Source organism: Acidimicrobiales bacterium (assembly GCA_035536915.1).
Lineage (GTDB): Bacteria > Actinomycetota > Acidimicrobiia > Acidimicrobiales > JAHWLA01 > JAHWLA01.
Genome location: DATLNE010000014.1, coordinates 22,928 through 46,612, shown reverse-complemented (window position 1 = coordinate 46,612; position 23,685 = coordinate 22,928). Strand labels below are relative to the sequence as shown.

The window sequence follows — 23,685 nt, the reverse complement described above, 5'->3', positions numbered from 1 at the left end:
CGGCGTGTACGGCTTCATGGAGCTACGAACGGCGTCGAGCGACTCCTGTCGGATCGAGGGCATCGAGGAGGTTCGCGTCGAGTCTCGGGGTGAAGCTCGGAAATCGCGGGTACCTGCGGACTCTCGCATCGACATTCAGCGCGGCAGTCCCGCCCGCCTGCGTGTGGACTGGACCCCTCCGGGTTGCAATGTCCCCCTTGAGGGCCAACGCGTCGTCGTGCGTTTGAAAGGTATCGACGGCGACGTCGGTGCCCCGGTTGACCGACCGCGTCGGCCCGAGTGCACCGCCGACGAGGTCGTCTCGCACCTCTTGCTGGGGTCGTTCGAGCGCCTGAACGAAGCACCGCCCCCGATGCCCTCTCCCGCCCGATCCCTGGGGGCGGAGATCTGGCTGCCCCCTACGGCTATGCCGGGCGAGGTTCTTTATTTCCGTGTGATGCTGCGGAACCCGACGGAAGTGGCAATCGTCCTCGATCCCTGCCCTGCGTTTGTGATCGAGCTCGGCCAGAACAGCGTGGGGGGTCGCCGTGGGGTTTCACGGGTGGACGCCTACGCGCTCAATTGCACTCCCGTGGAGGCAATCGACCCGGGTAAAACGGCCGAGTTCCGGATGGAGGCGGAGATCCCCCCGGAAACCCTTCCCGGCGACCTCCGCGTGTCGTGGCGCCTCGCTGGGCCGGGTATCGACGTCCCGACGAGCAGGCCTCGCGCAGATCAAGTCGGGGGATTCGTCCGCATCCCGTGACAGCCTTGCCGCGAGTTTGCGCGGCAGACACATTGCCGTCAGAGAGTTCGGCACTGCTCCACGTTCGTCGTTCGGAAGCCGGTGCTGAACCACCGCTGGCGCTGCTCGGCCGATCCGTGCGTCCAAGACTCTGGATCGACCCGCCCCTGCGCCCGCTCTTGGATGCGGTCGTCGCCCACCGCGGCGGCGGCGTCGAGGCCGTCGCGAATGTCGGCGTCGGTGAGCTCTTCGATGTACCCGGTGTCGACCGCACCGCGCGCCCACATGCCCGCCAGGCAGTCGGCCATGAGCTCGACTTTGACGCTGTCGCTCTCGGCACCCGCGTCGCCCCGCTTGGCGCGATCGAGGACGCCGAGCAGGTTCTCGACGTGGTGCCCGTACTCGTGGGCGATGACGTAGGCCTCGGCGAACGGCCCACCGCGCGCACCGAAACGGGTGCGTAGGTCGCCGTAGAACCCGAGGTCGATGTAGATGGTCTGGTCGAGGGGGCAGTAGAACGGGCCGACGGCCGACGTGGCATTCCCGCAGCCCGTCTGCGTGGCTCCCTCGAAGAACACCGTGCGGGCTCGGCGATACCCCTGCAGTTGGCCTTCCCAGAAGCGCTGCACGCTGTTGACCACGCCGACGATGCGGCAGTCGTCGCGCTGGTTGGCGTCGTCGCCCGTGCGGCACTGGGCCGAGAGGTCCGACGTCGACTCGTCGCTGCCCAACTGCAAGCCCGAGCCGTCGCCGCCCCCGCCGGCCAGGAGGCTCACGACGAGGAACACCAGCCCGATCAACCCACCACCAGCCAGCACCGGCCCGCCCGCGCGCATGCCGCGGCGATCGCCGATCTGAGAGGTGTCGAGGTTGGCGTCACGGCGGAATCGCATGACGTCGCTACTTCCCCTGTCGGAGAAGCGGCAAGCCTCGCCGGTCCACAGCCGTCCTTGACAAGAAAAGTTGTCAAGAGGCAAGCTGCCCGTAGTGCGAGACGTCGACGTTATCGAGGACCCGGGGGTGGCAGCCGCGGCGCTCGACCCTGTGCGGGCTCGGCTGTTGGCCGAACTGGCCGACGCGCCCGCGTCGGCTGCGGGCCTCGCGGCCCGCGTCGACCTTTCTCGCCAGCAGGTGAACTACCACCTCAAGACCCTTGAGGCTCACGGCCTCGTGGAACTGGCCGAGGTCCGCATGCACGGGGGCATCACCGAGCGGTTGGTGCGGGCCACGGCGGCCAGTTACGTCGTCTCGCCCGCCGCCATCGCCGAGGACGGCGCCCGCCCCGACGACGTGGCCGACCGCATGTCGGCCCGCTACCTCATCGCCCTCGCAGGCCGCATCATGCGCGAGGTCGGCAGCCTGGCCCGCAAGGCCGATGCCACGGGCCGCCGCTTTCCCACCTTCACCGTCGACACCGAGATCCGCTTCCGCTCGGCCGCCGACCGCGCCGCCTTCGCCGACGAGCTGACTGCCTCCGTGCTCGACCTTGTCGCCCGCTACCACCACGACCACGGCCGCCCGCACCGGCTCGTCGTCGCCGCCCATCCCAAGCCTGCCGTCGAGGAGACCCGATGACCGACCACTGCAACGTCCCGCACCGCTTCGAGTTGACCCTCGTCGTCCCCGGCACCCCCGAGCAGGTGTGGGAAGCGATCGCCACCGCCGACGGCATCGCCTCGTGGATGATGTCCACCGAGCTCGACGCCCGCGAGGGCGGTGCCCTGGCCTTCCACATGGGCCCGGGCGTCACATCGAACGGGCGGGTCACGGCCTTCGAGCCCGCCCGCCGCTTCGCCTACGAAGAGGACTGGGACGAGTTCAGCGGCCACCCCGACGCCGACGTGACGCCACTCGCCACCGAGTTCCTGGTGGAAGCCCGCTCCGGCGGCACCTGCGTGGTCACCGTGGTCACCAGCGCCTTCGGCACCGGCGCCGACTGGGAGAACGAGTTCTTCGACGAGATGACACACGGCTGGGGTGCCATCCTCGACAACCTCCGCCTCTACCTCACCCACTTCCCCGGCCAACACGCCTCCGCCATATGGGCCGGCGTCGACGACTTCCCGGCCACGCCCGAAGAGACCATCGCCGCCTTGCAGGCCAAGCTCGGCGCCGAGGCCGTCGGCGACAAGGTCGACGAACGTGGCGTCCTCGGCGAGGTCGAGCGCGTCGTGCCGCGGCACTTCCTGGTGCGCATGGAATCCCCGGTGCCAGGCCTGCTCAACTTCTACTCGTTCAACTCGGGGGAGACGACCAGCGGCGTGCACGTACAGGGGTACGTCTTCTCCGACGCCGCGTCCGACTACGCCAAGGCCGAACAGCCCGCGTGGCAGGCCTGGCTCGAAGGAGTCGCCCGCGAGCACGCCGCACCCGAAGCGGCACAGGCATGAGCGAAGACGTCGCAGAACCCGAAGCAGTCCTCGCCGTGGTGCCGCCGGCGTTCCGGCGGTTGCTTCTGAACACGCTCGTCGCCGGGGTGACGAGCACGTTCCTGTGGTTCGCCCTGACCTTCTGGGTCTACCTGGAGACCCGCTCGGTGGTGGCCACCGGGATGATCGGCGGGGCTTCGGCCATCGCGTCTGCCATCCTCGGGCCGTTCTTCGGCACGTTCGTCGACTTTCACCGCAAGCACCAGGCGCTGGTCCTGGCCACTGCCACCTCGGCCGCCTGCTTCACCGTGGCCACCATGGTGTTCCTGACGGTCGACCGCGACGAGCTGCTGCGCCTCCGCGGCCCGTGGTTTTGGTTGCTCGCCCTGACCACCCTGCTCGGATCGGTGGCAGGCGGCTTGCGCGCCATCGTGATGGCGACGTGCGTGACCCTGCTCGTCCCCGAGCCGCATCGTGACCGCGCCAACGGCATGGTGGGGACCATCACCGGGGCCTCCTTCGCCATCACCTCGGTGTTCAGCGGCCTGGTCATCGGCACGCTCGGCATGGGGTGGGCGTACTACCTGGCGCTCGGGCTCACCGTGGTCGCCCTCGTCCACCTCTTCACCATCACCATCGACGAACCCGAACCGGAACCAGTTGCCCCGGGTGCGCCGCGCCGCCATGTCGACGTGCATGCCGCGTTGGAAGCCATCCGTGCTGTACCCGGGCTGTCGATGCTGATCTTCCTGACGGCCTTCAACAACCTGTTGGCGGGCGTGTTCATGGCGCTCATGGATGCCTACGGGCTGAACCTGGTGTCGGTCGAGGCATGGGGCGTGCTGTGGGGCTTCATCAGCTTGGCCTTCATCGGAGGCGGACTGTTCGTGTCGCGCTACGGGCTGGGACCCGATCCGTTGCGCGTCCTGCTGCGGGGCAACCTCGTGAACTGGGCCGCGTGCTCCGTGTTAGCGCTGCGGTCGTCGATCGTCATGCTCGTCGTCGGCATGATCGTATGGCTCGCCTTGGTGCCGGTGCTGGAAGCCGCCGAGCACACCATCCTCCAGCGCGCCATCCCCTACGAGCGGCAGGGCCGCGTCTTCGGCTTCTCGCAGCTGGTGGAGAACGCCGCTTCGCCGTTGACGGCGTTCCTCATGGCGCCCCTGGCCGAGGTGGTGTTCATGCCGCTGATGACCGACGGTGGTGGAGCGGACGCCATCGGCGGCTGGTTCGGCGTCGGGCCCGACCGGGGCATCGCCATGATGTTCACGCTCGCCGGGCTCCTCGGCGTGGCCGTCACCGCCGCCCTGTGGACATCGCGGTCGTACCGTCGGCTCAGGTCGGCCGTGTAGCCAACTGGCGCAGCACGTAGGGGAGGATGCCGCCGTGGCGGAAGTAGGCCGCTTCCGTCGGCGTGTCGATACGGCACCGCGCTTCGAAGCGCAGTTCGCCGGCCTGCACCGGGAGCGCGGCGCCGATGAGCTCCTCGGGGTCGCGCCCGCCGATGCCGACGATGGTCACGACCTCCTCGCCCGTCAGCTCGATGTCGGCCGGTAGTTCCAGCGGCAGCACGCCCATGCCCACCAGGTTCGACCGGTGGATGCGTTCGAACGACCGGGCCAACACGGCGCGCACGCCGAGCAGCGCCGTGCCCTTGGCCGCCCAGTCGCGTGACGAACCCGAGCCGTACTCGGTGCCCGCCACCACCACCAGCGGCACGCCCTCGGCCCGGTAGCGCTCGGCCGCGTCGTAGATCGACAACTGCTCGCCGCTGGGCAGGTGGCGGGTGACGCCGCCCTCGGTGCCGGGCGCCAATCGGTTGCGCAACCGGATGTTGCCGAACGTGCCCCGCAGCATCACCTCGTGGTTGCCCCGCCGCGAACCGAACGAGTTGAACTCCTCGACCGGCACGCCGTGTGCCTGCAGCCACGCTGCGGCAGGCCCGTCGCGACGGATGGACCCAGCGGGCGAGATGTGGTCGGTGGTGATGCTGTCGCCCAGCAACGCCAGTACCCGGGCCCCGTCGATGTCGCCGGGCGCCACCGGCTCCACCGGCATGTCGTCGAAGTACGGCGGCAGCCGCACATAGGTGGACTCGGGGTCCCACTCGAAGCGCTCGCCGGTGGCGACGTCGAGCGACCGCCACCGCTCGTCGCCTTCGAGCACGGTGGCATAACGCTGCCGGTACATCTCGGTGTCGACGGCGGCGCGCACCACCTCTTCCACTTCGGCCGACGTGGGCCACACGTCGCGCAGGAACACGTCGGTGCCGGGGAACGCCTCGGCGTACGGGTCCCAGTCCATCGTCCCTGCCAGCGCATAGGCGACGACCAACGGCGGCGACGCCAGGTAGTTCATGCGCACGTCGGGGTTGATGCGCCCTTCGAAGTTGCGGTTGCCCGACAGCACCGCAGCCACCGACAGGTCGGCGTCGGCGATGGCCTGCGACAGCTCAGGGGCCAACGGCCCTGAGTTGCCGATGCAGGTGGTGCAGCCGTAGCCGACGAGGTTGAAGCCGAGCTTGTCGAGGTACGGCGTGAGCCCGGCCCGCTCGAAGTAGTCGGTCACCACCCGGCTTCCCGGGGCGAGCGACGCCTTCACCCACGGCTTGCGGTCGATGCCGCGCTCGACGGCCTTCTTGGCCAACAGGCCCGCGGCCACCATCACGTAGGGGTTCGAGGTGTTGGTGCAACTGGTGATGGCGGCGATCACCACCTTGCCGTGGTCGATGCGGTAGGTGGTGCCGTCGGCCAACGTCACCTCGTGGCCGTCGTCGGGTACCACGCCGTTGCCGTGCGGCGGCTCGCCGTTGTCGGGTTCGCCCGTCCCGGTGACGCCGCCCATCGCCGCGGGCGGGTCACTGGCCGGGAACGACAGGGCCGACGCGTGCTCGGGCGTGTCGGCTTCGACGCCGAGGAAGGCGCCCAGCGCTTCGCGGAAGCGGGCCTTCGCCTCGTCGAGCGCCACCCGGTCCTGCGGCCGGCTGGGCCCGGCGATGCTGGGCACCACGGTGCCGAGGTCGAGCTCGATGTGCTCGGAGTACCGGGGCTCGCGGTCGGGCTCGTGCCACAGCCCCTGCTCCTTGGCGTACGCCTCCACCAAGGCCACGCGCTGTTCGTCGCGGCCGGTGAAACGGAGGTAACGCAGGGTCTCGTCGTCGATGGGGAAGATGGCGCACGTCGAGCCGTACTCCGGCGACATGTTGCCGATGGTGGCCCGGTTCTCGACGGGCACCGCACCCACGCCGGGGCCGTAGAACTCAACGAACTTGCCGACCACGCCGTGGCGGCGCAGCAACTCGGTGACGGTGAGCACCAAGTCGGTGGCGGTGGCGCCTTCCCGCAGTTCGCCGTGGAGGCGGAAGCCGACGACCTTGGGCGTGAGCATCGACACCGCTTGGCCGAGCATGGCCGCTTCGGCCTCGATGCCACCGACGCCCCACCCGAGCACGCCGAGCCCGTTGATCATGGTGGTGTGCGAGTCGGTGCCCACCAGGGTGTCGGGATAGGCACGGCCGGCATCGTCGACGAACACCACCCGAGCGAGGTACTCGAGGTTGACCTGGTGGCAGATGCCGGTGTTGGGCGGCACCACCAGCAACCCGTCGAAGGCCTGCTGGCCCCACTTCAGGAACCGGTAGCGCTCCACGTTGCGGCCGAACTCCAGTTCCACGTTGCGCACCACGGCGTCGGCCACGCCCGCCACGTCGACCGAGATCGAATGGTCGATCACCAACTCGGCGGGGACCAGCGGGTTGATGCGGGCGGGGTCGCCGCCGAGGGCCACGACCGCATCGCGCATGGCGGCGAGGTCGACCACGGCGGGGACGCCGGTGAAGTCCTGCATGAGGATGCGGGCGGGGGAGAAGGCCAGCTCCCGGTCGACGGTGGCGGCCGGGTCCCACGCTGCCAGCGCGGCGGCGTCCTCGTCGGCTCCGTTGCGCAACAGGTTCTCCAGGAGCACCTTCAAGGAGAACGGCAACGTGTCGACGTCGCCCAGCGGCCAGATCTCGTAGCGGTCGTCGCCGACCTGCAGGGTTCGGCTCATGACGCGGAACCTACAGGAGGTCAAGCACTTCTTCGTCTCGCTCGGCCAACTGTCGCCCCGCGTCGCGCTGGTCCCGAAACCGCATGCTCTGGCCCTCCTACCCGCCACACTGGGGGGATGCGTCGTTCGTTGCTCGTGGCCCTCACCGCTGTGCTCGTTGCCGTGGGGGCGCCCGCCTCCGCCGGTCCTGCGGTCCACCCAGACAACCGGCCCACGCCGGTGCCGGGCCGCAGCAACGGGCAGTTGCACAGCACCGACCTCATTACCGTCGGCCCCCGGTGCGTGGCCTATCGGCCCGCGGCCACCAGCCTCCACCTGCTGCTCGCCGCCGCCCGCCACGAAGGCGTCGACCTCGCCACCTCCGAGTGCTATCGGCCCTACGACGGCCAAGTGGAGGAGCGTGCCGCCTGGGGCCCGTGCGCGGCGCGGCCGGGGACGTCGATGCACGGATGGGGCAAGGCCGTCGACTTCCGTGACCGGCGCGGCGGCCTCACCTTCTCGTCGCCCGCCTACGCGTGGCTGAAGGCCAACGCCTCCCACTACGGCTGGAACCACCCGGGCTGGGCGCGACCCGGCGGCAGCGGCTGCGACGAGGCGTGGCACTGGGAGTGGGTCGGCGACGGCGGGGTCATGGGCGGCGACCCCGTGCGCGCCGACATCGTGGCGGTGATGACCAAGCCCGGCGGCGGGTGGTGGTCGGTCACCGGACTCGGTGCGGTGACGGCGGCCGACGGCGCTACCGGCCACGGCGGTGCCGAGGGCTTGCCGTTGCAGCGGCTCATGGTGGGCGGCGCGCCCACCCCCGACGGCGGCGGCTACCGCTTGGTGGCGGGTGACGGCGGCGTGTTCACCTACGGCAATGCCAGCTTCCTCGGCAGCATGGGCGGCAAGCCGTTGAACCAGCCCATCGTCGGCATGGCCTCCACCAACACGGGCAACGGCTACTGGCTCGTCGCTTCCGACGGCGGCATCTTCACCTTCGGCGACGCAGCTTTCCTCGGCAGCATGGGCGGCACGCCGCTCAACAAGCCGGTGGTGGGCATGGCGGCGACGCCCAGCGGCAACGGCTACTGGCTGGTGGCATCGGACGGAGGCATCTTCACCTTCGGTGACGCGGGCTTCGCGGGCAGCACGGGCGGTCAGCGCCTCAACAAGCCGGTGGTCGGCATGGCCGCCGCCGGGCCGAGCGCCTACTGGCTGGTGGCGTCCGACGGCGGCATCTTCACCTTCGGCGGCGCGCCCTTCCGGGGCTCGCTCGGTGGGCAGCCCACGGCGCCGGTAGCGGGCATGGCCCCCGCAGGCAGCGGCTACCGCCTGGTGGCCGTGGACGGCACGGTTACGTCGTTCTCATAGGTACCATCGGCACCAGGGCAACCAAGGGGACAACTTTGCTCACGACCTTTGCAACGCGCCTGGTCGGCGCCCGACATGCAACGCCCACCGTGGCGGCGGCAACGGCGACGTTGCTCGTGGCGGGCCTGCTCGCCGCCGTATTGCACGACAAGGACAACACCCGGCTGTCGACCGACAGCACCACGACCACGACGGCCGCCGACCTCACCCACGACACGACGGAGCCGACGACCGACTCGACCGTGGGGCCCCTCGTCGGGCAAACCCCGACAGCACCGCTGACCACCGCCACCACTGCGGCGCCGACGAGCACCACCACGACGGCCTTTGCCCAGCCCACGTGCCTGGGCTCGGCATCGACGATCGACAGTTCGGGGCTCTGGGTGGTCGATGTCGCCGACGGCCGCCTGCGCCGCGTCGTGGCCGAAGGCATCGAGCGCTTCGCCTGGTCACCCGACGGCAAGCGCCTTGCCTACCTGGCCGGGCCGCAGGACGACCGCCGCCTCGTCGTGCTCGACATCGGAGGCGCCAGCCGCACTGTCTACGAAGCGCTGCCGGCGGGGCACTTCGACTGGACGGCCGACAGCAGCACGCTCATGGTGGCCGTTCGAGCCGAGACGACCCACGACCGCATCGTCGCCGTACCCGCTGCGGGCGGCGGGGCGACCGACGTGGTCGACACCACCGCGATCGTCGGCGACCTCGAGGTGCGGCCCGACGGGACCATCGTGTTCACCGACGGCGGCACCCTGGCCATGGTCGATGCCGACGGCTCTGACCGGCGAAACCTCATCGACGCGAGCGCCGGCCGTGCCGTGCACAACATCTCGGTGTCGGGCGACGGCAAGCACGTGGCGTACACGGACAGCAAGAAGTTCGGGGTACTCACTGTCGAGAGCGCGGCGGTGAAGGAACTGGGCGATTCGGAGTCGCCCGGCTTCCCCCTGGCCTGGTCGACGGACGGCACCCGCGTGGCGTTCGTGCCCGTGCAGGGCGGGCGCTTCCTCGGTGCCGCCGCCAGGCCCGACGGCGCCGAGTTGCGGACGGTCGGCACCGGCGGGTCGAGCTTCGGCATGTCACCGAACGGGCGGGAGATAGGTTGGGTCTCGGCCTCGGGGCTGACAGCCACCGACCTGTCGACCGGCAAGGAACGACTGGTGGGCAAGGACCTGCAGCAGCCCACGTGGGCGCCCGACAGCGGCTCGTTGGCCGTCTACGCCAAGGTCGCCAACGAAGCTCGTCCTGCGCTGTGCCTGGTAGGCGTGGGCTCGCGCCGGGTGGCGCAATTCAAGGGCAACGCGTCGCCGTTCTCGGCGCTGGCGTGGTCGCCGTCCGGCGCCACAATCGCCTTCGCCTCGCTGGCCTGAGCTACCACCGCCACGGCCCGTAGACGAGCGGCGGGCGGGCCCGCGGCCCGTCGGTGGGCAACAGCAGCCCGATGGCGTAGAGCAGCCGGTCGATCTCGGCGATGTCGCGCGGCACGCACCTGTCGGCCCGCAGCCACACGAGGTAGTGGGCCAGCTCGTACTGCGACACCGCGCCGCGCAGGCGCTTGGCCCATCGTCGGTCGAGGGACGCCGCCAGGGTCATTGCCCGCGCCCTGACCTGCTCGGGCGAGAGCGAGCGGCGCTCGGCTTCGGGCAGCGGCGTGCCGTCGACCAGGCACGCCTGCGACCGCTCCAACCGGGTCATGCCCTCCCACATCGCCGACCCGCTGCGCCCCGGCCGTCCGCCGCCGACGAGCACGCGGCCGCACGTGGGGCAGTGCCATGCGCCTTCGGGCCACGGGCTGGGCACAAGAGGAGACCACATGCGGCACCACCAACGAGGCATCACCGCACAAGTTCCCTCCTGACGCCGATGTCAGTCGGCCCGCCTATCGTGCGGGCATGGCGATGAACGTCAAGCCGATCGCAACGCTCGACGAGCGCATAAACGACATCCGCATGCGCACGGCGGAGATTGTCAACAACGACATCCTCCCCAATGAAGCGGCGCTGTGGGGACGCAGTCGTGACCGCGAGGCCGCCCGCGAGCTGCGTGAGGACATCAAGCAAAAGGTCAAGAAAGCAGGCCTGTGGGCACCCCACCTGCCCCAGGAGTACGGCGGCATGGGCCTCGACTTCCTGGCCCATGCCTACATGAACGAAATCCTCGCCTACGCCATCGGCGCGGCGAAGTTGTTCGGGGTGGTCGCGCCCAACAGCGGCAACCAGAAGATCCTCGTGAAGTACGGCACCGACGAGCAGAAAGAGCGCTGGTTGCTGCCGCTCATCGACGGGACCATGGAGTCGGGCTTTTCCATGACCGAGCCGCACAACCCCGGCTCCGATCCCCGCTCGCTCGACACCTCGGCCACCAGCGACGGTGACTCCTGGGTGATCAACGGCCACAAGTGGTTCACCTCCAACGGATTGGAGGCCGACTTCTTCATCGTCATGGCCCGGGTCAGCGACACCGGTTCCATGGCGCAGTTCATCGTCCCCACCGACACGCCGGGCGTGACAATCGTGCGGGGCATCGGCATCTGGGGCCGCGACACCTCCGACCACTGCGAGGTGAAGTACACAAACGTGCGCATCCCCGTGGAGAACATGCTGGGCCATGCGGGCCAAGGCCACGAAGCGGCCCAGGACCGCTTGGGCGCGGGGCGCATCTACCACTGCATGAACTCGGTGGGGCAGATGTGGCGGGCCTTCGACCTTATGGTCGAGCGGGCCGAGACGCGCCAGGTGCACGGCGGGCCGTTGAAGGACAAGCAGTTCGTGCAGGGCTTCATCGCCGACAGCTACATCGACATCCAGGCGGCCCGGCTCATGACCATCCACGCCGCGGAGAAGATCGACCAGAACGACAAGGCCGCTCGCACCGACATCTCCGCCATCAAGGTGTTCGTGCCTGCCGCCTACCACCGGGTGGTCGACCGGGCCATCCAGGTGTGGGGCGCGGCGGGCGTGTCGAACGACCTCCCGCTGGCGGGCATGTACCTCGGCGCCCGCACCTTGCGGCTGGCCGACGGCCCCGACGAGGTGCACAAGATCCTCATCGCCAAGACGGTGCTCGGCAGCTACGCCAAGGGCGAGAGCTGGGACTTCGGGAACTGACATGACGCTCGGCTACGACGACGCCGTCGCCCAGGTCACAGGACCGGGACAGTGGTTCGAGACAGACGAGCTCGGCCTCGGCGGCATCTCCTGCACGGTGTTCAAGCACGCCCCCCGATCGCTGCGCGACATCTTCGACCTGTCGCGCTCGCGGGGCGACGCCACCTTTCTCGTCTACGAGGACGAGCGGTGGAGCTTCGCCGACGTCATGGCCCATGTCGACGCAGTGGGCGCCGCGCTGGTCGAGCACTACGGCATCGGCAAGGGTGACCGCGTTGCCCTCGGCATGCGCAACTACCCCGAGTGGATCATCGCCTACGCGGCGATCCTGTCGGTGGGCGCCGTGGTGGTCTCGCTCAACGCTTGGTGGACCGAGGACGAGCTCCACTACGCGCTCGACGACTCCGGCGCCTCTTTGTTGGTCGCCGACGCCGAACGGGCAGAACGGGCCGCCGGGTTCGGCGTGCGCGTGCTCGGCGTGCGCCACGCCGCGTCGGGCGACCGCTGGGACGACGTGGTCCTGCCCCGCCTGGGGCAACCGCTTCCCGCCGTCGACATCGACCCCGACGACGACGCCACCATCCTCTACACCTCGGGCACGACGGGCCGGCCCAAGGGCGCGGTCTCGACCCATCGAGCGGTGCTCCAGGCCCTCATGGGCTTCGGTTGTCGTGCCGCCGTCGACCGCCTGCGCCGCGAGTCCGACGGCGCGCCGCCACCGAGCGACCCGTCGGCCTTCATCCTCATCGTGCCGCTGTTCCACGTCACGGGTTGCGTCGCCGTCATGCTGTCGTGCTTCGCCGCCGGCGTGAAGCTGGTGATCATGTACAAGTGGGACCCCGAGCGGGCCTTGGAGCTCATCGAGCGGGAGCGGGTCACCAACTTCGTGGGCGTGCCCACCCAGAGCTGGGACCTGCTGGAGTCGCCCCGTTTTGCCGACTTCGACACCTCGTCACTCGTCAGCGTGGGCGGCGGGGGCGCCCCTGCGCCGCCCGAGTTGGTGAAGCGGGTGGCGGGCAGCTTCAAGAAGGCGGGGCCGGGCATCGGCTACGGCATGACCGAGACCAACGCCTACGGCCCGCAGAACGGCGGCGCCGACTACGTGAGCCACCCCACGAGCACCGGGCGCGTCACGCCCATCCTCCAAGTCGACGTGCGCGACCCCGACGGCCGCCCCGTGCCCCGGGGCGAGCGCGGCGAGATCTGGTTCAAGGGGCCCAACCTCATCCGCGGCTATTGGAACAAGCCCGAGGCCACGGCCGAGACCATCGTCGACGGGTGGTTGCGCACCGGCGACATCGGCCGGGTCGACGACGACGGCTTCGTCTACGTCGAGGACCGGGCCAAGGACATGGTGCTGCGCGGCGGCGAGAACGTGTACTGCGCCGAGGTCGAAGCCGCCATCTACGAGCACCCGGCGGTCTACGAAGCGGCCGTGCTCGGCGTGCCGCACGAACGCTTGGGCGAAGAGGTGGCCGCCGTCGTCTATGTGCGTCCCGGCCACGAACTCACTGCGGAAGAGTTGCAGGAGCACGTGCGGGCTCGTTTGGCGCCGTTCAAGGTCCCCACCCGCGTGCAGGTGCGCAACGAGCAACTGCCGCGCAACCCGGCGGGCAAGATCCTCAAGCGCGAGCTGCGCGACAGCTTCGTCTAGCGGCGAGGCAGGCGCAGCACGAAGGTGGCGCCGGGCGGGCCGTCGTCGAGCAGCACGACGTCGCCGCCGTGGGCACGGGCCAGGCCGCGTGAGATGTAGAGGCCGAGGCCCATGCCTTTGGCACCGGCGTCGAGGCGGCTGAAGCGGTGGAACAGCTCGGAGCGGCGTTCGGGCGCCACCCCGGGGCCTTCGTCGCGCACGCTCACCTCGACGGAGGTGTCGTTGGCGGCTACCCGCACGGTTATCAGCCCGTCGTGGGGCGAGAACTTGGCGGCGTTGGTGACGAGGTTCGTGACGATCTGGCGCACTCGCACCGGGTCGATCGACACCACCATCGACGCCGGTGCTTCCACTCGCACCGGATGGCCGTCCGTGACCACGGCCAGGTCCTGCACGGCATCGCGTACGAGGACGACGAGGTCGATGGCAGAGCGCTCCAACGCCAGCGCGTCGGCCTCCAGCCGGCGGGCGTCTGTGACCGTCTGCAGCAGCGCCCCGAGGTGGCGGGTGCTGCGCCTGATGCTGGCCGCGTGCTCGCGGATCTGCTCGGGGCGGAAGACCTCGGGCTTGCGTTCGAGCAACGAGGCAAGGCCCTCGATGACGGCCAGCGGGCTGAGCAGTTCATGGTTCACCAGGGCCAGCTCTTCCGGGCCCCACATCGGTGGCGCCTGCTCGCCAGGCGCAGGGTCGTCGACGACGGTCGGGACGTCGGCGGGCGTCTCCCGGAAGCCGCAGATGCGACGTAGCTCGCTGACCAACTGCCCGGGCGGGGTGCCCTTCTCCAGGTACGCGTCGGCACCCGCTCGTAACGCCTCGTCGGCCATCTGGCTGGCGTTGAACCCCGAGAGCACGACGATCTTGGCGTGGGGGACGGCGGTTCGCAGGCCGGGGAGGGCTTCGAGCCCGTCCATGACCGGCATGGCCAGGTCGAGCAGCACGACGTCAGGGCGATGGAGGCTCGCCATCTCGATGGCTTCGCTGCCGTTGCCCGCTTCGGCCACCACCTCGAAGTCGTCGTGGCGCGACAGCACCAAGCGCAGCAACGTGCGGATGTCGGGCGTGTCGTCGGCCAGCAGCACCCGCGCCGCCATCGTCGAGGCCATGGCGTCGATCACGACTTGCCCACGTGCGCCGGAGCCCGGCGCCGAAGGTCGCCCGGCCCGAGTCGGAACTCCTCTTCCGTGTCGCCCAACAGGTCGGAGATGATGGTGCGGGCCGACGCCAGCGCTTGTTCCAGTGCCTCGGCCGAGCGGCCCCGTTCGTCGAGCTCGAGCGCCAGCTTGGCCACCGACAGGCCCTGCACGATCTCGTCGTTGATCTCCAAGGCACGGCGTTGCCGTTCCTTCATGTCGTCGAACAGGGCGGCGCCGCGCATGAGCGGGCCGTAGGTCGAGCGCAGCGACCAGTACCAGATGCCGACGAAGGCGCTCAGCACGTCCCAACTCGCTTGGTGCCAGTCGAAGGCGTCACGCAGCGAGAGGCCGTGGTGCGCCTCCATGCCGAGGGCGGGCAGGAGCATGTGCAGGCTGTGGCCGCCGTGGTGCACGGCGCAGGTGAAGAAAATGGCGACGGTGGCCGTGCCGAGCCGGTTGGAGGGCACCTGGCGGGTGCGCAACAGGGGGATCAGCAGGGCGAGCGCGATCCCGACGTAGGAGACCGCCACCACTGCGTTCGCCGCCACGCCGATCTGCCACCACACAGCCAAGCTCCTTCCGCCTCCTGCACTTACTGCTTCGGCAGGCGCGTGTCGAAGATGAGCGCAGCGCAGAATCATCAGGAAACGGGTCACGTTGCGCCCCTTTGCAGCCGATGTAGTCCCCGATGGCTGAGACGGGATGGCGCGCGCAGCGGGCCCTGTCGGCATGCTGACCGCAGGGGTCGACGCCCCGAGCAAGACGCGGGTTGTCATCGCCGACGACACTGCGGACGTGCGCGCCCTGTTGCGCTACACCCTCGAGCTCGACGGCCGTTTCCAAGTGGTCGGCCAAGCGGCCGACGGGTTGGAGGCCATCGCCATGGTGGCCAGCGAGAAGCCCGATGCCGTGGTCCTTGACCTCGCTATGCCCGTTATGGACGGGTTGCAGGCGATTTCCGGCATCCTCCAGGCCTCGCCTGCTACCAAGATCGTGGTGCTGTCGGGCTTCGAAGCCGAGCACATGGCCCACGACGCCATCGCCCGCGGCGCCCATGTGTACCTGGAGAAGGGTGCCACCTTCAGCGAGATGACCACCGTGCTGGCCGAGCTGTGCCCCCCGTGGCGGGCGGGCGCCCGCCCGGAGCCGCAACCAGTGCATCCCTTGCCCGCCGTCGACGTGGCCGAGCTCATGGCCGACGACGACGGGTCGACGGGTGGGCCGCGGGCCGAGCCGATGCTCCGGGTGGACGAATCGACGTCGCCCGCCGACGAAGGCGTGGACGCCACGCGTTCGTTGCGGGAGCGGGAAGCGGCCATGCGCTTGGCCCGGTGGGTCGGCGTGTTGTTCAGCGCCGTCCAGTTCGTCCTGTATGTGCCGCCGCCCGGCGTGTCGGTGCCGTTCCCCAAGTTCCCCGCCGCCGCTGCCGTCATGGGCCTGCTGGTGGCCATGAACCTGGTATCGCTTCGCTTCGAGAAATCGTCTTCGCCGCGCACCTTGGTGCGGTTGGGCACGGTCGGCTTGGTGGTGGACGCCGCCGTGGTGATGTCGCTCGTGTGGCTGTTCACCTTCGACACCACCTCGGCCTTGTGGGCCTTATTGGTCATCCCCGCCATGGAAGGGGCCATCCGTGCGCAGCTGCGCGGTGCGCTCATCACGTGGGCGGCCACGAGCGTGGCCTACATCCTGCGTGACGTGTGGGGGGCGGCGACCTACGAAGGCCAGTCGGTGATGGTCGAGTCGTGGACGTACCGGCTCGGCATCGTCCTGCTGGTCGCCCTGACGACGGGTCACCTGGCCCGCAGCTACGCCACCCACGCCGAGCAGCACCGCCAGGCACGGGCCGAGTCGGAGCACCGGGCGGGATTGCTGCAGTTGGTGGCCGCCGCGGGCCGGGCCATGGGCTCGCTGGAAGCCGACCGGTTGCTCGACTCGGTGGTCGACGCTTCATTGGCCTTGGGCTTCGACGGGGTCGAGCTCTGCGTATTCGACGAGCCCACCTCGACGTGGTTCAGCACGCGGCGACGAGGGCTGCCCGAGGCAGTGGGCACCGAACGCCAGCCCATCGCCGCCGGGCTGGCCGGGGCCATGCGGGCTCGCCGCGAGACCGTCGTGATCGACGACTACTCGTCGTGGGAGGGCGGGCTGGCCGACTGCCGGGCGGCGGGGTTCCGGGCCACGGTGGCGACGCCCATCCGGGTGAGCGACGAGGTGGTCGCTGCGCTGGTCGTGTCGTCGCGCAGCATCGAGCCGGTGGGCCACCACGAGATCGAGTGCTTGGAGCTGTTGGCGGCGCAGGCCGGCATCGGGCTGGCCAACGTGCGGCTGTTGGAGCAGGTGCGCCACCAGGCCATGCACGACGCACTGACCGGGCTGCCCAACCAGTTGCTGTTCGAGGACCGGGTGGCGCAAGCGCTGGCCCAGAGCGGACGGTCGGGCGAGCGGGTGGCCGTCCTGTTCATCGACCTCGACCGGTTCAAGAAGGTCAACGACTCGCTGGGCCACGACTTCGGCAACGAACTGCTCAAGCAGGTGTCGGGGCGCATGCTCGGCGCCGTGCGCAAGGGCGACACCGTGGCCCGCATGGGCGGCGACGAGTTCACCTTGTTGCTGCCCGGCATCCATCGTGACGAGGACGCCACGATCATCGCGGGCAAGATCCTCGAAGGGTTTCGCATGCCGTTCACGGTGGGGGAGAACGAACTGTTCATGACCCCGTCGGTGGGCATCGCCCTGTACCCCAGCGACGGGCTGCGCTACGAGACGTTGCTGAAGCACGCCGACATCGCCATGTACCGGGCCAAGGCTCGGGGCGGTAACAGCTACGAGCTGTACGGGCCGCGGGCGGGCGACGGTGCGTACCCCCGCTTGGCGTTGGAGGCCGACCTCCACAACGCCATCGAGCACGACGAGCTGCGGGTGGCGTACCAGCCCATCGTCGAGTTGACGTCGGGCGCCGTAGTCGGCGTCGAGGCGCTGGTGCGGTGGCAGCACCATTCGCTCGGCATCATCCGCCCCGACGAGTTCATCCCGCTGGCCGAAGAGGTCGGCTTGGTGGTTGCCGTCGACACGTGGGTGCTGCAAACGGCGTGCTTGCAGGCGCAGGCGTGGGAGCGCGAGGGCCTGCCGTCGCTGCGCATCTCCGTCAACATGTCGGGCCGCCACCTCCAGCACCCGCGCATGGCGGTGACGGTGATCGAGGCCATGCGGGCGGCGGGGCTCGACCCGTCGCGGCTGGAGCTGGAAGTGACGGAGAGCGTGGCCGTCGATGAGGTGGGCGACACCCGGGAGAAGCTCGACGGGCTGCGGGGGCTCGGGGTGTCGGTGGCCATCGACGACTTCGGCACCGGCTACTCCATGCTGAGCCGGCTGCGGCAGTTCCCGCTCGACACGCTCAAGATCGACCGGTCGTTCGTCAACGAGATCGCCCACGCCGACGACGAGGCGCCCATCGTGGCGGCCACCATCGCCATGGCCCACTCGCTCGGGTTGCGAGTGGTGGCCGAAGGCGTGGAGACGGAGGAGCAGCTTTCCTTCCTGCGCCGCCACGGCTGCGAACTGGCGCAGGGCTACCTGCTGGGCCGCCCCATGGCGGCCGATGCCCTGGCTGCCGCCGTGGCGTCGACGGCAGCAGGCTCGTCGCTCACCGCCTGAACTGAACTGCCAGTTGTGCGCACCCTGGTGTGCACAACTGGCAGTTCAGTGAGAGTCAGGGGCCGCCGGCGCTGGGGTCGGGGGAGGACTCGCGGTCTTCGGGGATGTCGTCGTGGGGTGTGGAGGCGGAGCCGCCACGCACGGGGTCGGCTTCCAGCACGTCCTTGAACCCCGCAGGGCCTTCGCCGAGGCGGGCCTCGCCTCGGTCGCCGCCGGTGGAGCCGTCCTGCTGCACCTCGGCCTGGGTGTCGGTGCCGTCGCCGCCCACGGGGTCGGCGGGCGCATCCGAGCGGGGGGACTCGCCGGGCGCCGGGCCGGTCGGGGGCGCATCGGGGTCGGGCCACTCGCCGCCGCCCGCCTCGCCGCCGGGCCCAACCGGCTGTTGCTCCAGGTCGACTTCGTTCACGTCGTCGTCGGGCATGCAGCCATCGTCCCCGCTAGGCGGGCACCTCGAACCACACCTTCTTGCCGCCGAGCACGGGGTCGACCCCCCACCGGTCGGCGACGGCGTTGAGCACGCCCATCCCGCGCCCACCCAATGCGTCGTCGCGGGCGTCGCGGTGCACGGGCAGCCGTTCGTCGAAGTCGATCACCTCGATGCGCACCACGCCCCGCGCCAGGCGCACGATCAGCTCGAAGTCGGTGCGGGCGTGCAGGATGGCGTTGGTCACCAGCTCGTTGGCGGCCAGCAGGACGACCTCGACCACCTCGTCGCAGCGCCAGTCCTCGAGCACGTCCCGGAGGAACCGACGAGCGGCGCGCGCGCTCGACGCGTCGGCGCGCAACGTCGTGCGGTCCTGCAGTACCTCGTCCACAAGCGTCCGGGCAGGCAGCCTGGCCTCCGACTCCCTCCTCCCCGAGCGGGAACAAAAGTATGCGCGGCCTCCCGCTCGGGTAGACCGTGCTGCATGGAAATTTGGCCCGGGGACCCCTTCCCTCTCGGCGCGACCTACGACGGCGCGGGCACCAACTTCTCGTTGTTCTCGGAAGTGGCAGAACGAGTCGAGCTGTGCCTCTTCGACGACGACGGCACGGAGACCCGGGTGGAGCTCCCGGAGATGACGGCGTTCTGCTGGCACGGCTACCTGCCCAACGTCGGCCCCGGCCGCCGCTACGGCTTCCGGGTGTACGGCCCCTACGACCCCGCCAACGGCGCCCGCTGCAACCCCTCCAAGCTGCTGCTCGACCCCTACGCCACGGCCGTGGAGGGCGACATCGACTGGGGCGAGGCTCTGTTCAGCTACCGCTTCGGCGAGCCTGACGGCCCCGTCAACGACCTCGACAGCGCGCCCCACATGCCCAAGGCCGTGGTCACCAGCCCGTACTTCGACTGGACCGACGACCGTCGTCCCAAGCGCCCGTGGCACGAGACGATCGTCTACGAGGTGCACGTCAAGGGCTTCACCGCCCGTCACCCCGACATCCCCGAGGAACTGCGGGGCACCTACGCGGGCCTGGCCCATCCCGTGGCCATCGACTACCTGCAGAACCTGGGCGTCACCGCCGTCGAGCTTCTACCGGTCCACCAGTTCGTGCAGGACTCGCACCTGACAGAGAAGGGCCTGCGCAACTACTGGGGCTACAACTCCATCGGCTACCTGGCCCCCCACAACGACTACTCGTCGTCGGGCCAGCGCGGCGAGCAGGTGCAGGAGTTCAAGCAGATGGTGAAGCACCTGCACGACGCGGGCATCGAGGTCATCCTCGACGTCGTCTACAACCACACCGCCGAGGGCAACCACCTCGGCCCGGTGCTGAGCTTCAAGGGCATCGACAACGCCACCTACTACCGGTTGGTCGACAAGGACAAGCGCTTCTACTACGACACGACCGGCACGGGGAACAGCCTCAACGTCCGCCACCCCCATGTGCTGCAGCTCATCATGGACTCGCTGCGCTACTGGGTGTTGGAGATGCACGTCGACGGCTTCCGCTTCGACCTGGCGGCCACCCTGGCCCGCCAGTTCCACGAGGTCGACCGCCTGTCGGCGTTCTTCGACCTCATCCAGCAGGACCCCGTCGTCAGCCAGGTCAAGCTCATCGCCGAGCCGTGGGACATCGGCGAAGGCGGCTACCAAGTGGGCAACTTCCCGCCGCTGTGGTCGGAGTGGAACGGTAAGTACCGCGACTGCATCCGCGACTACTGGCGGGGCGAGGAACAGGGCTTGTCGGAGTTCGCCTACCGACTCACCGGCAGCTCGGACCTCTACGAGAACGACGGGCGCCGCCCCTACGCCTCGATCAACTTCGTGACCGCCCACGACGGCTTCACCCTGCGCGACCTCGTCTCCTATAACGAGAAGCACAACGACGCCAACGGCGAGGACAACAACGACGGCGAGAGCCACAACCGCTCGTGGAACTGCGGAGTCGAAGGGCCGACCGACGACCCCGCCGTCAACGAACTGCGGGCCAAGCAGCAGCGCAACTACCTGGCCACGACGTTCCTGTCGCAGGGCATCCCCATGCTGCTGGGCGGCGACGAGATGGGCCGCACCCAGCACGGCAACAACAACGCCTACTGCCAGGACAACGAGATCTCCTGGTTCGACTGGGAGAACCAGGACGGCGAGCTCATCGCCTTCACCCAGCGCCTCGTCGACCTGCGCAAGCGCCACCCGATCTTCCGCCGCCGCCGGTGGTTCCAGGGCCGCAGGCTGCACGGCGAGGACGTGGCCGACATCGCCTGGTTCCGCCCCGACGGCACCGAGATGAACGAGGACGACTGGGAGTCGGGCTTCGCCAAGTCGCTGGCCGTGTTCCTCAACGGCGACGCCATCCCCACCCGCGACCCGAGGGGCCAGCGCATCGTCGACGACAGCTTCCTGCTGCTGTTCAACGCCTACCACGAGAACCTCGACTTCGCCCTGCCCCCTGCCCCGTACGGCGAGGGGTGGATCAAGGTGCTCGACACCGCTGACACCTTCAGCGAGGGCGACCAGTACAAGGCGGGCGACCAGGTGAACACCACCGCCCGCAGCCTCGCCGTGCTCCGCCGTGTCGGCTGACCCCCGGGCCACCTACCGGCTGCAGTTCACGCCGGAGTTCACCTTCGACGCCGCCGCCGCGGTGGCCGACTACCTCGCCGCGCTGGGGGTCAGCCACCTCTACGCCTCGCCCTACCTGCAGGCTGCTCCCGGCAGTACCCACGGCTACGACGTGGTCGACCACCACCGGGCCAACGGCGAGCTGGGCGGCGAGGAAGGGCACGCCCGGCTGTGCGCGGCCCTGCGCCGGGCCGGCCTGGGCCAGGTACTCGACATCGTGCCCAACCACATGGCCATCGGCACCCCCGAGAACGGCTGGTGGTGGGACGTGCTGGAGAACGGCCCGTCGAGCGTCTACGCCTCCTACTTCGACGTCGACTGGGACCCGCCGGAGTCGAAGCTGCGCAACACCGTCCTGCTCCCGGTGCTGGGCGACCACTACGGCCGCGTCTTGGAGGCGGGGGAGCTGGCGCTGCGGCGTGAAGGCGGCTCGTTCACCGTCCACTATTACGACAACCTTTGGCCGGTGGCGCCCCGCTCGCTCGACACGCTGCTGGCGACTGCAGCCGAGCGGTGCGAGAGCGACGAACTGGAGTCGATCGCCGCCGCCCTGGGCCGCCTGCCCCACGCGGCGTCGACCGATCCCGACAGCGTGCGCGAGCGCCATCGCGACAAGGAGGTGCTGCGGTCGCGCCTGGCGCAGTTGTGCGAGGAACAGCCCGAGGTGGCGGCCGCCGTCGATGTCGTCGTGGCCGAGGCGAACGGCGACCCCGACGCCCTTGACGCCTTGCTCGACCGGCAGAACTACCGGCTGGCCTTCTGGCGCACCGCGGGGCGCGAGCTCGACTACCGCCGCTTCTTCGACATCAACACCCTCATCGGGTTGCGCATCGAGGACCCCGACGTCTTCGCCGACACCCACCAGCGCATCCTCGAATGGGTGCACGAGGGCGTAGTCGACGGCCTGCGCATCGACCACCCCGACGGGCTGCGCGACCCGTCCGGCTACCTCGACCGCCTGGCCGAGGCCACCGGCGGCGTGTGGGTGGTGGTCGAGAAGATCCTCGAGCACGGCGAGCGCCTGCCCTCGGCGTGGGCGACCGCGGGCACCACCGGCTACGACTTCTTGAACCTGCTCGGCGGCCTGTTCGTCGACCCGGCGGGGGAGCGGGCGCTGACCGGCTTGTACGAGGAGCTCACCGGACAGCCCACCGACTGGCCGGGCATCGTGGTCGACAAGAAGCTGCTGGTGCTGCGTGACGTGCTGGCCGCCGACGTCATCCGCCTCACCAACCTGCTCGTGGCCGTGTGCGAACGCCACCGGCGCTACCGCGACTACACCCGCAACGAGCTGCACGACGTGTTGCGGGAGGTGGCCGCCTCCTTCCCCGTCTACCGCACCTACGTGCCCCCTGCGGGCGACGACGACCGGCGCTTCATCGAGACGGCAGCCGCCGACGTGGCTCGCCGCCGGCCCGACATCGACGCCGACTTGCTCGACTTCGTACGCCGCCTGTTGCTGGGCGAGATGGACGGCGAGGCCGAGCGCGAGCTGGTGGCCCGCTTCCAACAGTTGACCGGGCCGGTCATGGCCAAGGGCGTGGAGGACACGGCGTTCTACACGTACAACCGCCTGGTCTCCCTTAATGAGGTGGGCGGCGACCCCGGCCACTTCGGCACGTCGGTCGAGGAGTTTCACGCCGCCTGCACGGAGGCGCAGCGGCAGTGGCCTGCCGCCATGCTGGCCACCTCCACCCACGACACCAAACGCAGCGAGGACGTGCGGTCGCGCATCTCGCTGCTCTCCGAGATCCCCGACGAGTGGGCGGGCTTCGCCGTGCGCTGGGTGAAGGACGGCCCCGTCGACGCCAACGCCCAGTACCTGTTGCTCCAGGTGCTGGTGGGGGCTTGGCCCCTCGACCCCGACCGGGCCGTGGCCTACATGGAGAAGGCGTCGAAGGAGGCCAAGGAGCACACGTCGTGGATCGATCCCGACCCCGCCTACGACGAGGCGCTCACACGCCACGTGCGCGAACTGCTGGCCGACGAGCGCTTCCAGGGCGAGCTGGCCGCCTTCGTTGCGCCGCTGGTCGAAATCGGGCGGGTGACGTCGCTGGCCCAGACGCTGATCAAGCTGACGGCCCCCGGCGTGCCCGACATCTACCAGGGCCAGGAGCTGTGGGACCTCAGCCTGGTCGACCCCGACAACCGCAGGCCGGTCGACTACGAGCAGCGCCGCCGCCTCCTGGCCGAGCTCGACGACCTCAAGGTCGACGAGGTGATCGGGCGCAGCGACGACGGGCTGCCCAAGCTGCTCGTGGTCAAGGAGGCGCTGGCGTTGCGGGCGCGGCGGCCCGACGCCTTCGGACGCCAGTCGACCTATCGCCCGCTGCCCGTCGGTGGCGACAAGGCCGAGCACGCGGTGGCCTTCGCACGCGGTGACGAGGCGGTGACGGTGGCGCCCCGTTTGGTGCTGCGGCTCGACGGGCAATGGGCAGAGACTGCGGTCGAGCTTCCCGACGGCCGCTGGACGAACGTGTTCACGGGTGAGGAGCACTCGGGCGGGCCGGTCGAGCTGGCCGACCTGCTCCGCTCTTTCCCCGTGGCCCTACTGGAGCACGTCCCGAGTACATAGCCGGCGATTTTCGCCGGCTATGTAC

Annotated in this window: 18 protein-coding genes; 11 read left to right on the top strand and 7 right to left on the bottom strand. The window is 69.8% G+C overall.

Annotated features, from left to right (window positions below):
• Window positions 1-4 precede the first annotated feature (4 nt).
• Window positions 5-745 carry a hypothetical protein gene (locus VM938_04330; protein ID HVF74253.1) on the top strand — a complete coding sequence of 247 codons (741 nt, stop codon included), beginning with the start codon at window positions 5-7 and terminating at the stop codon, window positions 743-745.
• Window positions 746-783: 38 nt separating this feature from the next.
• Here VM938_04330 and VM938_04325 read toward each other — a convergent pair whose 3' ends face one another.
• Window positions 784-1,617, bottom strand: coding sequence for a neutral zinc metallopeptidase (locus tag VM938_04325; protein ID HVF74252.1), 834 nt, complete (start codon window positions 1,615-1,617; stop codon window positions 784-786).
• 94 nt (window positions 1,618-1,711) lie between these two features.
• Here VM938_04325 and VM938_04320 point away from each other — a divergent pair, with 94 nt between their 5' ends.
• From VM938_04320 to VM938_04310, 3 genes are read left to right on the top strand one after another with little or no spacing between them, the layout of a single operon-like run.
• Window positions 1,712-2,299 (top strand): helix-turn-helix domain-containing protein, encoded by a 588-nt coding sequence (locus VM938_04320; GenBank protein HVF74251.1) that lies wholly within the window; start codon window positions 1,712-1,714, stop codon window positions 2,297-2,299.
• Window positions 2,296-3,114: an SRPBCC domain-containing protein gene (locus tag VM938_04315; GenBank protein HVF74250.1), complete on the top strand. Its 819-nt coding sequence runs from the start codon at window positions 2,296-2,298 to the stop codon at window positions 3,112-3,114. The genes VM938_04320 and VM938_04315 overlap by 4 nt, the downstream gene beginning before the upstream one ends.
• Window positions 3,111-4,445, top strand: coding sequence for an MFS transporter (locus tag VM938_04310; GenBank protein HVF74249.1), 1,335 nt, complete (start codon window positions 3,111-3,113; stop codon window positions 4,443-4,445). Before VM938_04315 ends, VM938_04310 begins: the two co-directional genes overlap by 4 nt.
• On the opposite strand, the gene VM938_04305 is transcribed toward VM938_04310, so the two are convergent.
• The gene (locus tag VM938_04305; GenBank protein HVF74248.1) at window positions 4,429-7,140 is read right to left on the bottom strand and encodes an aconitate hydratase; all 2,712 of its coding nucleotides are present in this window, start codon (window positions 7,138-7,140) and stop codon (window positions 4,429-4,431) included. The two genes, VM938_04310 and VM938_04305, sit on opposite strands and share 17 nt — an antisense overlap.
• Before the next feature lie 117 nt (window positions 7,141-7,257).
• Between VM938_04305 and VM938_04300 the strand changes: the two genes are divergently transcribed.
• Window positions 7,258-8,493 carry a M15 family metallopeptidase gene (locus VM938_04300; protein HVF74247.1) on the top strand — a complete coding sequence of 412 codons (1,236 nt, stop codon included), beginning with the start codon at window positions 7,258-7,260 and terminating at the stop codon, window positions 8,491-8,493.
• A gap of 35 nt (window positions 8,494-8,528) precedes the next feature.
• Entirely contained in the window at window positions 8,529-9,860 is a 1,332-nt protein-coding gene (locus tag VM938_04295) for a hypothetical protein (GenBank protein ID HVF74246.1), read from the top strand.
• A gap of 1 nt (window position 9,861) precedes the next feature.
• On the opposite strand, the gene VM938_04290 is transcribed toward VM938_04295, so the two are convergent.
• Entirely contained in the window at window positions 9,862-10,290 is a 429-nt protein-coding gene (locus tag VM938_04290; protein HVF74245.1) for a hypothetical protein, read from the bottom strand.
• A gap of 92 nt (window positions 10,291-10,382) precedes the next feature.
• Between VM938_04290 and VM938_04285 the strand changes: the two genes are divergently transcribed.
• Together VM938_04285 and VM938_04280 are read left to right on the top strand one after the other, a co-directional pair.
• On the top strand, window positions 10,383-11,597 hold the full coding sequence (locus VM938_04285; GenBank protein ID HVF74244.1) for an acyl-CoA dehydrogenase family protein: 1,215 nt from the start codon (window positions 10,383-10,385) through the stop codon (window positions 11,595-11,597).
• A gap of 1 nt (window position 11,598) precedes the next feature.
• Entirely contained in the window at window positions 11,599-13,251 is a 1,653-nt protein-coding gene (locus VM938_04280) for an AMP-binding protein (GenBank protein ID HVF74243.1), read from the top strand.
• Here the strand turns inward: VM938_04280 and VM938_04275 are convergent.
• Window positions 13,248-14,366 (bottom strand): response regulator, encoded by a 1,119-nt coding sequence (locus VM938_04275; GenBank protein HVF74242.1) that lies wholly within the window; start codon window positions 14,364-14,366, stop codon window positions 13,248-13,250. The genes VM938_04280 and VM938_04275 overlap by 4 nt on opposite strands.
• On the bottom strand, window positions 14,363-14,950 hold the full coding sequence (locus tag VM938_04270; protein ID HVF74241.1) for a hypothetical protein: 588 nt from the start codon (window positions 14,948-14,950) through the stop codon (window positions 14,363-14,365). The genes VM938_04275 and VM938_04270 overlap by 4 nt, the downstream gene beginning before the upstream one ends.
• Window positions 14,951-15,086: 136 nt before the next feature.
• On the opposite strand from VM938_04270, the gene VM938_04265 reads away from it, so the two are divergent.
• Window positions 15,087-18,038 carry an EAL domain-containing protein gene (locus VM938_04265; protein HVF74240.1) on the top strand — a complete coding sequence of 984 codons (2,952 nt, stop codon included), beginning with the start codon at window positions 15,087-15,089 and terminating at the stop codon, window positions 18,036-18,038.
• 55 nt (window positions 18,039-18,093) lie between these two features.
• Here VM938_04265 and VM938_04260 read toward each other — a convergent pair whose 3' ends face one another.
• The gene (locus VM938_04260; protein HVF74239.1) at window positions 18,094-18,459 is read right to left on the bottom strand and encodes a hypothetical protein; all 366 of its coding nucleotides are present in this window, start codon (window positions 18,457-18,459) and stop codon (window positions 18,094-18,096) included.
• 16 nt (window positions 18,460-18,475) lie between these two features.
• Window positions 18,476-18,853, bottom strand: coding sequence for an ATP-binding protein (locus VM938_04255; protein HVF74238.1), 378 nt, complete (start codon window positions 18,851-18,853; stop codon window positions 18,476-18,478).
• A gap of 93 nt (window positions 18,854-18,946) precedes the next feature.
• Between VM938_04255 and glgX the strand changes: the two genes are divergently transcribed.
• Both glgX and treY read left to right on the top strand, forming a co-directional pair.
• Window positions 18,947-21,046 (top strand): glycogen debranching protein GlgX, encoded by a 2,100-nt coding sequence (glgX, locus tag VM938_04250; GenBank protein HVF74237.1) that lies wholly within the window; start codon window positions 18,947-18,949, stop codon window positions 21,044-21,046.
• Window positions 21,036-23,660 (top strand): malto-oligosyltrehalose synthase, encoded by a 2,625-nt coding sequence (gene treY / locus VM938_04245; protein ID HVF74236.1) that lies wholly within the window; start codon window positions 21,036-21,038, stop codon window positions 23,658-23,660. The genes glgX and treY overlap by 11 nt, the downstream gene beginning before the upstream one ends.
• Window positions 23,661-23,685 lie beyond the last annotated feature (25 nt).

Coding starts and splice junctions, on each gene's coding strand:
- VM938_04300 (HVF74247.1), top strand. CDS start 7,258: ATGCGTCGTTCGTTGCTCGTGGCCCTCACCGCTGTGCTCGTTGCCGTG.
- VM938_04260 (HVF74239.1), bottom strand. CDS start 18,459: ATGCCCGACGACGACGTGAACGAAGTCGACCTGGAGCAACAGCCGGTT.
- VM938_04285 (HVF74244.1), top strand. CDS start 10,383: ATGGCGATGAACGTCAAGCCGATCGCAACGCTCGACGAGCGCATAAAC.
- VM938_04280 (HVF74243.1), top strand. CDS start 11,599: ATGACGCTCGGCTACGACGACGCCGTCGCCCAGGTCACAGGACCGGGA.
- glgX (HVF74237.1), top strand. CDS start 18,947: ATGGAAATTTGGCCCGGGGACCCCTTCCCTCTCGGCGCGACCTACGAC.
- VM938_04325 (HVF74252.1), bottom strand. CDS start 1,617: ATGCGATTCCGCCGTGACGCCAACCTCGACACCTCTCAGATCGGCGAT.
- VM938_04315 (HVF74250.1), top strand. CDS start 2,296: ATGACCGACCACTGCAACGTCCCGCACCGCTTCGAGTTGACCCTCGTC.
- VM938_04305 (HVF74248.1), bottom strand. CDS start 7,140: ATGAGCCGAACCCTGCAGGTCGGCGACGACCGCTACGAGATCTGGCCG.
- VM938_04310 (HVF74249.1), top strand. CDS start 3,111: ATGAGCGAAGACGTCGCAGAACCCGAAGCAGTCCTCGCCGTGGTGCCG.
- VM938_04265 (HVF74240.1), top strand. CDS start 15,087: ATGGCGCGCGCAGCGGGCCCTGTCGGCATGCTGACCGCAGGGGTCGAC.